The organism is Rummeliibacillus sp. GQ308, assembly GCF_059759115.1.
The window spans coordinates 468,603-480,474 of record NZ_JCAXDQ010000001.1 but is presented as its reverse complement, the minus strand read 5'-3'; the positions used below and the strand labels follow the sequence as shown (position 1 = coordinate 480,474).

12 protein-coding genes and 1 tRNA gene are annotated in these 11,872 nt (G+C 35.6%); 6 read left to right on the top strand and 7 right to left on the bottom strand.

The window, feature by feature from the left end:
• The first annotated feature begins 297 nt into the window (after positions 1-297).
• From AC6CHJ_RS02280 to AC6CHJ_RS02260, 5 genes are all read left to right on the top strand, one after another.
• Positions 298-1,011, top strand: a complete 714-nt coding sequence (locus tag AC6CHJ_RS02280) for a WecB/TagA/CpsF family glycosyltransferase (RefSeq protein ID WP_498287158.1) — start codon at positions 298-300, stop codon at positions 1,009-1,011.
• Positions 1,012-1,193: 182 nt separating this feature from the next.
• Positions 1,194-1,523 carry a hypothetical protein gene (locus AC6CHJ_RS02275; protein ID WP_498287157.1) on the top strand — a complete coding sequence of 110 codons (330 nt, stop codon included), beginning with the start codon at positions 1,194-1,196 and terminating at the stop codon, positions 1,521-1,523.
• Positions 1,507-2,145, top strand: coding sequence for an O-methyltransferase (locus AC6CHJ_RS02270; protein WP_498287156.1), 639 nt, complete (start codon positions 1,507-1,509; stop codon positions 2,143-2,145). Before AC6CHJ_RS02275 ends, AC6CHJ_RS02270 begins: the two co-directional genes overlap by 17 nt.
• A gap of 160 nt (positions 2,146-2,305) precedes the next feature.
• On the top strand, positions 2,306-2,692 hold the full coding sequence (locus tag AC6CHJ_RS02265) for a potassium channel family protein (RefSeq protein WP_066784496.1): 387 nt from the start codon (positions 2,306-2,308) through the stop codon (positions 2,690-2,692).
• A 130-nt stretch (positions 2,693-2,822) separates the two neighbouring features.
• Positions 2,823-2,893: transfer RNA gene (locus tag AC6CHJ_RS02260), tRNA-Thr, on the top strand.
• Between the two features lie 164 nt (positions 2,894-3,057).
• On the opposite strand, the gene AC6CHJ_RS02255 is transcribed toward AC6CHJ_RS02260, so the two are convergent.
• The 4 genes from AC6CHJ_RS02255 to AC6CHJ_RS02240 form a co-directional block, all read right to left on the bottom strand.
• On the bottom strand, positions 3,058-5,961 hold the full coding sequence (locus tag AC6CHJ_RS02255) for an immunoglobulin-like domain-containing protein (RefSeq protein WP_498287155.1): 2,904 nt from the start codon (positions 5,959-5,961) through the stop codon (positions 3,058-3,060).
• A gap of 656 nt (positions 5,962-6,617) precedes the next feature.
• A complete protein-coding gene (locus AC6CHJ_RS02250; RefSeq protein WP_066784491.1) occupies positions 6,618-6,908 on the bottom strand; it encodes a DUF2653 family protein in 291 nt (96 codons plus the stop codon).
• Positions 6,896-7,375, bottom strand: coding sequence for a hypothetical protein (locus AC6CHJ_RS02245; protein ID WP_066784490.1), 480 nt, complete (start codon positions 7,373-7,375; stop codon positions 6,896-6,898). The genes AC6CHJ_RS02250 and AC6CHJ_RS02245 overlap by 13 nt, the downstream gene beginning before the upstream one ends.
• A gap of 134 nt (positions 7,376-7,509) precedes the next feature.
• Positions 7,510-9,252: a bifunctional metallophosphatase/5'-nucleotidase gene (locus tag AC6CHJ_RS02240; RefSeq protein ID WP_392995066.1), complete on the bottom strand. Its 1,743-nt coding sequence runs from the start codon at positions 9,250-9,252 to the stop codon at positions 7,510-7,512.
• A 264-nt stretch (positions 9,253-9,516) separates the two neighbouring features.
• Between AC6CHJ_RS02240 and AC6CHJ_RS02235 the strand changes: the two genes are divergently transcribed.
• A complete protein-coding gene (locus AC6CHJ_RS02235) occupies positions 9,517-9,903 on the top strand; it encodes a PaaI family thioesterase (RefSeq protein ID WP_236717725.1) in 387 nt (128 codons plus the stop codon).
• 149 nt (positions 9,904-10,052) lie between these two features.
• Here AC6CHJ_RS02235 and AC6CHJ_RS02230 read toward each other — a convergent pair whose 3' ends face one another.
• The 3 genes from AC6CHJ_RS02230 to AC6CHJ_RS02220 all read right to left on the bottom strand — a co-directional run bounded on the left by AC6CHJ_RS02230 (position 10,053) and on the right by AC6CHJ_RS02220 (position 11,824).
• Positions 10,053-10,655 carry a competence protein ComK gene (locus AC6CHJ_RS02230; RefSeq protein WP_184117518.1) on the bottom strand — a complete coding sequence of 201 codons (603 nt, stop codon included), beginning with the start codon at positions 10,653-10,655 and terminating at the stop codon, positions 10,053-10,055.
• A 310-nt stretch (positions 10,656-10,965) separates the two neighbouring features.
• Positions 10,966-11,304, bottom strand: coding sequence for a DUF5658 family protein (locus AC6CHJ_RS02225; RefSeq protein WP_249775461.1), 339 nt, complete (start codon positions 11,302-11,304; stop codon positions 10,966-10,968).
• A 121-nt stretch (positions 11,305-11,425) separates the two neighbouring features.
• Complete coding sequence (locus tag AC6CHJ_RS02220; RefSeq protein ID WP_249775460.1) at positions 11,426-11,824, bottom strand: hypothetical protein; 399 nt, start codon at positions 11,822-11,824, stop codon at positions 11,426-11,428.
• Positions 11,825-11,872: the final 48 nt, after the last annotated feature.

The following is an 11,872-nucleotide window of genomic DNA, read 5'->3' as shown; positions in this document are numbered from 1 at the left end:
TTTAATTGTCAATACTATAGACGAATGAGCCTATATGAAAGTTTCAAAATTTTATCAATTCGGCTTTCTAGATTCAATTTCACAAAGATTATCATAGCATAAATTCCAGAGAATAGAATGAGAAAATAGATTTTTTTCGAAGGTATTTCTACTTATTTGTTTTACCCTATTTTCAGCACTATATGCACTCCTCACTTTCTTTTCCATAGGTCTCCTTTATAATGTCTACTCGGTTTATTTAAAGATTCCATTCCGTAGTATATAATGAGGGAAAAAGTGTTATGGAAGGTAAGTTGAATGAAAAAGATAAATATATTGGGCATTCCTTTTGTAGATACTACCAAAAAAGAGTTTGTAAGCCATGTTTTGACCTTGGCAACCAGCAACAAGGAACCCATTTCAATCGTAACAGCGAATCCCGAAATTGTTATGCTAACAAAAGAAAATGCACAATATGAACAATACGTACAGCGATCGACCTATGTAGTCGCAGACGGTATAGGCGTTGTCATCGGTTCTAAAATATTAGGTACTCCTTTGCGCGAACGGATACCAGGCTATGAATTAGTACACGCATTTATGAAAAATGCTGATGTTAATAAAAATCGATTCTTCTTTTATGGCGGCAAGCCTGGTGTAGCAGAAGCAGCGGCTAAAAAGGCAATCGCCCTCTACCCTCATATTAATATTGTAGGGACTGCTGATGGCTATGGTGACAGTGACGCAGTAGCCACTCAGGCAGCGTCCTTAAAGCCTGATTTTATTTTTATTGCTACGGGAGCTCCCAAACAAGAAGAATGGATAGCTAGTCACCGCCATCAATTCGAGCACTGTGTCATGATGGGCGTAGGCGGCAGTTTGGACGTGTTATCAGGCAATGTTCGCCGTGCGCCACAACTCTTTATCAAGCTTAATCTTGAATGGTTCTATCGCCTAATCACACAACCCACCCGTATAAAACGTATGATGAAAATACCTCTTTTTCTGCTTAAGGTGTTGCAATCAAAATAACAATTTGCCGATTCTATTAAATTGAATCGGCTTTTTTATATTCCCAATTTCCATTCAAAAATCCAATAGCAATTTTTTAATAAAAATTCGCTCTTATAATTTATATTGATTTGTTGTATACAATTGTATACAATAATTTTATATTCCGATTGTATACAATTGTATACAGAAAGAGGTGCGATATGAGACCAAATGAGGAAAGAGGCGGCCGACATCGGCATCATGGCGGCCATCATACAAAGGGTCCTAAAACATTTAGGCGCGGCAGAGCAATAGCGTTTTTAGAGATACTTCAGCTAAAACGTATGACTATCAAACAGCAACTAGACGAACCCGAATTTGAAACTATTAAGCCAATCTTAATCGGCGAGTTAAAGGCACTCGACATGGTTATCAACGAATTTATACAGCTATTTGATTTAGAAGAAAGTGATGAAATGGTAACAACTGAAAATCCTTCTATAGAAGCCTCAGAAACGATAGGAGATCCTGCAGATGAAACTAATCAATGAATACATCGATAGCCTCTTCGCTCCAACAGATACAGGTTTAGAGGACGTGCTGACATCGATTGAAGAAAACGGAATGCGTTCTATCTCCGTATCACCTGGATCTGGTAAGCTTCTTACTATGCTGGTATCTTTATCACAAGCTAAAGAGGTACTAGAAATTGGAGCACTTGGCGGCTATAGTGGCATATGCTTGGCCAGAGGATTTGGCAGTGAAGGTTATTTAACATCACTCGAATTAGAGGAGAACTATGCTGCCCTCGCTCATCAAAACTTAACCAAAGCAGGCTTTGGTAATCAAGTTACCTACTTGACTGGTCCAGCACTAGAAAGCCTCCAAATTCTAAAAGAAAATAATAAACAATATGACTTTTTCTTTATAGATGCAGACAAACTAAATTACATTAACTATTTAAACGCTTGTATCGAACTCGCCAAAGATGGTGCTATCATTGTCACAGACAATGTCTTAGCTGGCGGTAGTGTTGCTGATCCAAACGCACAGCCTAAACGATATAGCGAGTTTATGAAAGAGTACAATCAAACAGTCTCAGAACACTCTCAGTTGCAATCTGTATTAATACCGATCGGCGACGGAATGACGGTTTCACGCGTGATAAAATAGTTATACAAAATGCTGACTGCTAGCAAATGCTATATGCTTTGTGAGCAGTTTTTCAATTTTTAATCCTGCTTATCCGACTCCCCCACCCCTCAACCTAGAAATATTTTCCCTTGCATGATACTGTATCCAATGAATAATAACGAGGAGGAATTATCTCACTTTGATTTCATTTATCCTAACACTAAAACGACTGCTAGAAGCTTTGTATAAATCATCAAAACACCCTTTATTTTTATCGCTTATTACTACCCTATTTTTCATCATTCTGTCAGGCGTGTTATTTTATACACAAAAAGAAGGCTGGGCCGTACTAGACGCCATCTATTTCTGCGTTGTGAGCATTATTCCAACCGGCATCGATACCAACCTTTCCCCTGAAACAGCGATAGGAAAAGTATTCACTATGTTCTATCTTATCGTTGGAACAGGCACAATGCTCCTAACACTCATACTTTTGGCCAAATCGACCATCAATAATGATGATGATTTTAAGAAAACCTTTAAAAGTGGTAAATGGAAGCGCGAGGGACAAGAGGAAGAGAAATAATTCCAGCTCTTCTCACCTGCATTATGAGAAGAAACGTTACGATCTATTGGAACTTTTTTAAATTTCACCTAAATCGTGAAATCTGAATTATGAAGAAATAAGTGCTATACTACTGGTGTAAATAATTATTGCCGACTTAGTTTAATGGCAGAACGGTGGTCTCGTAATCCACTGATAAGAGTTCGATTCTCTTAGTCGGCATATTAAAAAACCGACAACTAACATAAATCCCCTCTACCTTTAAGTAGAAGGGATTTGATTGTTACAGTATTAAAAAGCATTAAGCTCCTAATCTACTATAAGATTAGGAGCTTATTATTGTAATTCTTAAACCTTTACTATTCAAAGAGTAGAAGGTTACTTGTCTATCTAGATTCTGAAACTGTTAAAGTTTTAGAATCATTAATATTATCAATTACTTTTCCAGTAGTAACATCAATTAATGAGAATTTAATTGTGTACTCACCTGCTTTAGAAAAATTAACAGTCATTTCTGTTGTTTGATCATAATCAGCAGAGACAGCAAATCCACTATCAGGTCCCCATTTTCCAGTTTCTTTTCCATCTGCTTTAAGAGCTTGTTCTAAAACGTTATTCAAGCTGTCAGTAGCTTTGAAAGTTGCTGTTGCATCTTCAGGACCACTAACTACAAAATTAAATTGAGCGTTCTCATAGCCTTTGCCTAAATTTTCGATAGCTTTAAAGTTAACTTTCACTTGGTTATCTTCATTTGCCACCAAGTTTGCAGGGACTTCAAAACCAAATGCATATTTTGAATTAGTTGCATCTACAGCTTTAACCGTAACATTAAATTCTTTTGTGATACTTTGAACACCGTTAAAGGTTGCAGTCAATGTTACTGTTTTGTCTCCAGCCAAAGCAGAAGGACGAGTGATTTTACCAATTTCAGAAATTATATCTTTGTTGTTAGTAGTCCAAGTAATCTTAGTACCGTTTGTTCCTTCTGATGGTAATACTAAATCATCTGTAACTGCATCTAGATTTTCTAGTTTGTTAGCTTGAGCTAAGTTAAATACATTTTTAGCATCTTCAGCATTTACTTTGTCAATATTATCTTGAATTGCTTTAACTGTTATTACATTTCCGTCAATTTCACTGCTGTATTTTGCAATCAAATCTGTGCTGACATTTTTAAATCCATTTTCTTTCAAAGATTCAAGTAGACGTACTTGGCTCACACCGTTAGCTGTAAGTACACTTTTCACTACTTTCACTTCATCTAGACGATTGCCAAAGTCTTCTTTGATATTTTTCCCTTTTTTATCTCCATCTTGATAAACAAGGTCTGCCGGTACTGTAGTGATTGCTTGTTCAGCTTCGGTGATCGCTTGTTCATTAGTAGGAGCTTGTTCTGCAGCTGCTACCTTAGATTCTACTTTACTCACAATTTCATTAGTAACACTATCGATTACTTCTTGAATTGCTTTAGCATTCGTCTTAGCTTCATGGTTAGCTCCTAATTCTGCTGCGTAAGTTTCGATATATTCATCGCGTACATTTGTAAATACACCGAGCTCTTCACCATCTTTTAATGCTTTAAGAAGTGTCACTTGGTTTTCTGCTGTGTTGACAGCAGTGACAGTGTTGATTTCATTAATTGTTTTTTGGATTTCAGAAACAGTTTTATTATTAGTGCCAAGCTTTGCAGCATAAGTCTCGATTAAATCAGCATTAATGTTCTTGAAATATTCATCTTGAAGAGCTTTCAATAATTCCACTTGGTTTGTAGCCTCATTAACTGCTTTAACTGCAGCGTCTGCCTTTGCAAAGTCTACAGTAAAATTAGCGTCCGCAGATACTTCTCCAACAGTAACACGTACAGTGTAATCTCCATCTTGAAGGTTACTAAAAGTTGTAGAAATTTTACCATCTGTATCGATTGCAACGTTTTCTTTCACTGCTGTAGCTTGTGCAGAAGTATCTCCGTTAGCAAATACAGAAACAGTTGCTGTTGCTTTTTCATTCTCCGTTACATTTAGCACATCAAGATTTTTAGCTGATGCAGTTACTGCTGTTGTTTTTGTTGTTTCATCTGTAACTGCTTTTACATCCTCGACCTTTACTTCTGTTGCTTTAACTACAACAGTCACAACAACTTTTTCAGCTTTGTTACCTGCAGCGTCTTCAGCACTGAAAGTTACTGTATAAGTTCCTGAAACAGTAGTATCAATCTTATCAAGTTCTTTTCCTTCAGCATTTGTAATAGTAGATTTCACTTCTACTTCTTTATCCTTATTATCTGTTGCAGTTACTGTTGGAAGGGTGAAGTCAGCACCATTTTCAACAGTGATCGTAGCCTCTCCATTAATTGATAATTTTGGAGCTTCTGTATCAGGCGCATCGTATTTTACGGTAGTTTTGTATTCTTCTCCTTTATAAGAGAAAGTTATTACGTTTTCGCCAACAGTTAGTTCTTTTTCAAGAGTGATAGTTACTAATTCATTAGAGTCTTCAAATTTCACAGAAATTTGCTTTGAATTAATTACAGTTACTGATTGTAATTCCAGCTTAATTTTTACACCCTTTTTTATAGTGACAACCTTACCATCAATTTTAAAGTCGCCGTTTGCTAAAATGCCATTATTGTAATACTTACCATTTGCCTTTGCTTTTACAAGACCTTTAGCGCGAGCAAAACCATCAAATAAAATGTCTTTATCTGTCACTAAGTATTGACCAACATTTTGGTGACCATTTTTGTATAGATATTTATCTTTTTTAGCAGTTTTATAACCTTTTTTCAATTTGCCATTGTAGAATAATAACTCTTCATGATTAGCCGTTTTATAGCCCTGTTTAAGGTAACCATTGTAATACAGTGAAGGGTTTTCATTTACATCTCCGTATACCTCATAACCTTTTGCAAGATGACCATCTTTGTATAAACGCTCTCCATTCCCAGCAACTTTAAAACCAGTTTTAAGAGAACCGTTATGGAACAATAGTTTATTATTTCGAGCAGTTTTGTATCCCTTTTTAAGAGATCCGTCGTGATAAAGTTTAATTGTTTTACCTGAACCTACAGTTTTATACCCTTTATTCAATTTACCATTGTGGTAAAGTTTTGATTTGAAAACTACGTACCCTTTTACTAATTTCCCTGTTTTAGCATTTACTAGTTTGCCATGTGACACTTTATATTTAGAAGCCGCAGATGCGTGTGTTGTTCCTGGAAGGATCGCAGCAGTTACTACAGATGTGACTAGAGCAACAGCAGCAGCACTTTTAACAAGTTTAAAATTTTTCATTTTCCATTCTCCTTTTACAAACGAACTATTATAGGATTACGTATCTATGCATTTAATACGACTAAATATACTAAAAAAATACAATTTATAATCCTCAGTGACCATATTATCATACAATTTGATAAAGTATAATAGTTTTTTGCAAAATATTAATAAAAAGCGAATAATAAATAATTAATACTAATAAATTTATATCATTTACCACTTTTAATTACTATTTATCTACTTTAAAAATTGGATATAAAACTTATAAGTACCTTCTATTACTTTAAATACTATTATAGTAAAAATACGTAACTAAAAATAATTGAAATTATTATCCAAACCCCTACCCTCTTTTCAAATTTAACTAGGACTTTTTTATACTAGTATAATAAAAAATAACCATATCGTTCGTATTTTATATATTTTCTTTGCTTTTATTTCGACATAATTCGACATTCATTCGTATTTTAGTGGAATTTTTCAAAACAAAAGAGATTAATTGCTATTTTCTCCCCCCCGTTCTCCAGTTAACTAACTAATATATTTTGGTTTATAAAATTACCTATGCACCATTTTTCAAATGATAATCTAATAAGACTCTTAGCCCCTTATTACGTCTTTTCCATTTTCCTAAAAAATAAAAGCCATCCATAATTGGATGGCTTTATTTCTTATTCTATAACGGCAATCATGCCCTCTTCATCATCAATTTCTAATCGGATGCTTGCTGCATAGGGATCTACGTTGGTTTCTTCTTGTAAATAGGCACGGATAGCGGACAACATGTTGGCTACGCGATACGTATCTTGTCGATTATTATAATATGCATCGGCAGAGTAGCCTTCATCGTCATCAAAGCAAAGCTCGATCTCTACATTTTCGGGCATTACATTGATTTGGCGTGCATGGTATACGCATAATGCGTTAATTAATTGGTCCTCTGATAAGACTATTGTTTCCATACATTTCGGTCCTCGTCACGTTTTTTGTTGCCACGGAACATTTGGAAAACTTTCATGATTAACATAATAAGTACCAAGATGGCAATAACATTGATTAATAAACCAAATAAGTTGCCCATTGCACCCATATTGCTAAGCATTCCACCAAATAAAAGTCCTGCCAGTCCTCCGAGCATCATGCCACGCATAAATCCGCCCTTTCTTGGAGTTGAATTAGCGGTTTTTGATTTGTTAGTTTTGTTGTTAAAGCTTGAGTTTTTGTTATCTTGTGTATTTCGATTTGTATTGGATTTATTGTTATTGAAAATAGAATTATTGGAATTACCGTTTGAATTAAAACCTCTTTTGCCTGATTTGTATCCTCTTGCATCAGCTGTGATGCTAAAATGGTCTGAAACAACAGGCCCTACAGTTGAGAAAGCAAGAGTAGCTGCAAATAAAGCTGCCGCAAGTTTTTTAAATTTCAATTAAATACCCTCCATTAGTGTGTAATTAATATTACTTACTCTTATCTTATCATTTTCCTTACATTATATGAAATGAAACGCTAAGGCAAAAAAAATCCTCCTGCTTTTATAGCAAGAGGATTTTTATTAGTTTGTTAGTCCACTTTTACATTACGCACTTCTGTTGGCTCATCAATAGTTTGTTTACCTTTTAAGTAGTTGATGAATGCATCAGTATCTACTTCGATTGTTTTATCATTTGTTGCTGTTGTGAATGCTTTGAAGTTATCGCCACCTGTTGCGATAAAGTCGTTAATTACAACAGAATATGTTTTTGCAGAATCAATTTTTTCATCTGTATCTCCTACAAATACATCTACAACACCTTTTGAATTATACGTATAGTGCAAGCCAGATACTTCTAAGCCATAACCACCTGTGAATTGTTGGTTGATTGCTTCTTTAATATTAGCACCAGTCATGTCTACAACTTTCAAGTAGTTGCCGAATGGTTGGACTGCTTGCGCTTTACCCCATGTAATAACATTTTTGTCTCCGTCTTTAACTGTAGTAAGGTCAGCACGGATACCACCAGAGTTTGTCATAGCAAAGTCAGCATTGTAGCCTAGAGCTTTTGCTTGGCTTAATTGTCCATCAGTTACTAAGTTGCCGACTGGAGAACCGCCTAGTGGATGAGCGACACGGTCTCTTGTAATGGATTCAAATGATGCTGTTGCGATTGGCGCATCAATTTTCTCTTTTACTAAAGATTTCGCTTCGTTCACAATGCCATTTACCTTCTTAGATACTTTGTTGCTGTTGATTTGTTCTTCAGTTGGCAAGTAGTTATATTTTACAATACCAGATGGTGTTTTAATAAAGTCTTTTGTCTTTTTGCTAATTTTACCTGTTACAACTGAATAGGCTTTACCAAATGATTTTGCCTCAATAATGCGTGTATTTTTGTAAACGCCATTAGCAAAGTTGTGATCATGGCCGCCGATTACTACGTCTACAGAGTGTTTCGGATCGATTTTTTCAAGCTCTTTCAGCATATCCACTGTTTGGCCTAAAATTTTCTCTTTTCCTTGTGTTTCAATTGATGTGTCTGCATCTGTGTTATAGGCACCTGAGTGTGCAACTACGACGATTGCATTTACACCTTGTTTACGCAAAACTTTTGAATATTTTGCGATTGCTTTTGCCGGATTTACCACTTCGATATTCTCAACGTGTTTAGATAGTACTACTGTTTTAATGTCTGGTGTAACGACACCGATAAACCCAACTTTAACTCCACCATATTTTTTCACTGTATAAGGTTTGAAGCCACTAAGGATTTTCTTAGACTTTTTATCTACAATGTTGGAAGTTAGGATCTCCATATTGCTTTTAGTCAATTTATAATCTTTTACTAATTCATAGTTTTGTGTTGCTTCAGTCGGTGCAAGGCCGTTTAAAATTCGTTTGAATTCATCGATTCCCTCATCAAATTCATGGTTACCTAGTGCTCCAACAGTAAATTTAATTGCATTGGCTGCATTCATTGTTGGCTCGTCTTGAAGTAAGCTTGAATAAGATGGACTTCCGCCTACTAAGTCGCCTGCACTAATTCTGTAAGTATTTGCAGCAGCTGTTTTTAATTTGTACTTCTTAGCAAACGCTGCTTTTTCTTGCTCAAAGTGATACGCAAGAGCTGGTGCTCCTCCGATTGGTGTGCCATCAGTAGCTTTATAACTCTCTCCGATATTACCATGCATATCATTGATAGATAGAAACTGTACTGGCACAGTTGTTGGTGCTTTCGGTTTTGCTGGCGTTGTTTTGGCAAAAGCTGACATAGGCGTCATTAATAATGCAGCAGCCCCTAATGTTGCGACGATTTTTGTTTTAAACACTCTCTACACTCTCCCATTTTATATGTAAGTTTGTTTCTTCTTCATTGTATAGTCTGCTATATAACAATACAATACTCAAAATTAAAAATAATATAATAATAGCATGTAAGACTATTCAGATAATACTATATCATCATTTCAAATAAATGAAAGCGCTTTTTTATTAAAAATTTTGAAGAATTTTGCCTAAATATGATATAATTACGTAGAACTTATAGTTAGATGTGCCTGTTAAAATTTGGGGAGGAATTTATTTTGACAACAATGAAATCTGTTCAACAACGTTTTGAAGAAAGTCCTTTTTGGCAAACACTTGGACTTGAATATATACATGCTGAAGATGGAATTGCCGAAATTGCCTTTGACTATAAAAAAGAACTAAACAATGTGGTGGGTACAATGCACGGCGGTGTCTTCATGTCAGCTCTTGATACTGTGATGGGCATTGCAACACATACGCTTGGTTTTAAAGATGTAATTACTATTCAACTAGAAACGCGTTTTTTAAAGCCGGTTACTCACGGTCGTGTGAAAGGGCTAGCGCGTATCATATCGCAAACCCGTTCAACAACCATTGTAGAAGGCCGTCTCTATGACGAAGAAGATGAACTCGTTGGATTTGCAACAGGTACATTTAAAGGTAGTAATTAAGGATAGAGATGCCCACTCTTTTAAGAGATTGGGCATCTTTTCATATGTCTCTATTGTAGGTAAAGAGGATCCGATATACTTTACCATTCTGGCTTTTGAGCTTGTCTCCCTCCCTATTCTGCAAGTTATACTGTACAGTTCATTATGTGTTAAGGTACTAAGTTCGCTTCGCCTTCATCGTCACCTTTAACCTTTTGTTTTGGTTTTCTATTAATTTGATAGTTGATGCTATTCTCTTCTTTAATAATCTCGTATTTTGCATAGTTTCTCTTTTCTTTTGGAGGGATTCGCATATAAAACGTATAGTATTCTATTTGCGCTTTTAATGCGCATGCACGATTCATTCTCCGTTCAAATGTACTTACTGTAATATCCATTATTAATTCGGTTCCACTAGTAAAAGTAATAATCGTACCTAAGCTACCGTATGCACTGTACCTTTTTATATGGTTAAGTGCTAACCATATGCAGCCATCTTTCTTTGGCGAGAAAACGGGAAACCAGACTCTTTCGTTAATAGTGACCGGATGCATCTTAACTTTACCAAGAATATGCTTTGTCCCTTGTCCAGCCCCTGTTAAGCTAGAGCCTGAGAATTTTAAATTGGCGTCCATAATTTCGATTGGATTTAAATCGCTTAGTGTAACTCCCCCTAATTCCATAATTTTAGTTTTTACCTTCCCTGTCGCATTCTCGTAAAATGGGATAAGTGCAAGCGTTTCAATAGATAAAGCGTAAACATGTTTAATCAATTCATTTCCCTCCTCATTAATAAAATAAAAGCGATAAAACAAAATTTCCCGCCATCAAATCAAACATAATTTGTAAATTCGACATAATTCAGGATAATTTTATATTATATTATTACTATTAAAATCCGCTGTCAAATAAATATATTTTCCTATTAAATTCACTATAAAATCCCTTTTTTCTCTCAAAAACCTGTTAATTAGCGGTTTTGTTATTTTACACTGTTAAAAGCTGATTAACTTTTTTCATTACTTTCTTAACTTAAACGGCCTAAATCACCTTAATTTTAACCAACCAAAAGGCTAAAATTATTTAAATAGAAAGTGCCAATACACTCACAATCCAACTAATATGCATAAGAAAAACAATACTATAGATAACAAGCGCTGCTCTTAAAAGTAGATTTGTCAATAAAGTAGCCCTCATCTTACTTAGAATAACAATGAGAGCTACAGGTAAAGCTAATTTCATTAAATAAAAGGCTATTTTACTCGAGCTGTATATCCAACTCATTAAAGGATTGGCTTCGCCAATAATATGATTGCGTAAGCCTATGTCTGTTAAAATTGTATCTAACAAGCATAATATGAATAATATATAAACATTAATAAATTGCCGTTTACTTTCGGGCTGTGTTATAGATTGTTCCACTAAAACTCCTCCTAAATTGCCAATGTTGAATAAGTCTAAGGCAAATAGAAAGGTTTTTATTCACATACCAAAAAGGACTGGCCAGAAAAATTCTGTGCCAGCCCTTCTAATTTATATTAAATTACATCCATGGATGGCCTGGGTTCCATTGTTGCCATTGTTGGTGATGGCCATCATGATGCATTGGGTATGTTTGCCAATGCTGTTGTGTTGGACGCCAATGGTGTTGACCGGATTGCCAAGGATAGGATTGATGGTATCCATGATGCATTGGATATCCATGGCCACCATGACCTCCATGGCTTCCATGACCCCCATGGCTTCCATGATGTCCCATATTCCAGTTGCCGTGTTGTTGATGTTGCATATGTCCATAGTTTTGATTCCAATCATGCCCCTGTCCCCATTGATCGCCAGAGTGCCACCCACCATACTGTTGACTCATTTGTGACATCCATGGGTTATACTCCATATTTTCCCTCATGTAATTAACGCCTTGCCCATCAAAAGGTTGAACCATTCTCTAAACACTCCCTTTTCATTATTCCTTGTATCATATGGTCAAATG

What these genes read in the sequence shown, in the direction of transcription:
- AC6CHJ_RS02280 (WP_498287158.1), top strand. Translation starts at nt 298, where the DNA reads ATGAAAAAGATAAATATATTGGGCATTCCTTTTGTAGATACTACCAAA.
- AC6CHJ_RS02275 (WP_498287157.1), top strand. Translation starts at nt 1,194, where the DNA reads ATGAGACCAAATGAGGAAAGAGGCGGCCGACATCGGCATCATGGCGGC.
- AC6CHJ_RS02270 (WP_498287156.1), top strand. Translation starts at nt 1,507, where the DNA reads ATGAAACTAATCAATGAATACATCGATAGCCTCTTCGCTCCAACAGAT.
- AC6CHJ_RS02255 (WP_498287155.1), bottom strand. Translation starts at nt 5,961, where the DNA reads ATGAAAAATTTTAAACTTGTTAAAAGTGCTGCTGCTGTTGCTCTAGTC.
- AC6CHJ_RS02250 (WP_066784491.1), bottom strand. Translation starts at nt 6,908, where the DNA reads ATGGAAACAATAGTCTTATCAGAGGACCAATTAATTAACGCATTATGC.
- AC6CHJ_RS02235 (WP_236717725.1), top strand. Translation starts at nt 9,517, where the DNA reads ATGAAATCTGTTCAACAACGTTTTGAAGAAAGTCCTTTTTGGCAAACA.
- AC6CHJ_RS02220 (WP_249775460.1), bottom strand. Translation starts at nt 11,824, where the DNA reads ATGGTTCAACCTTTTGATGGGCAAGGCGTTAATTACATGAGGGAAAAT.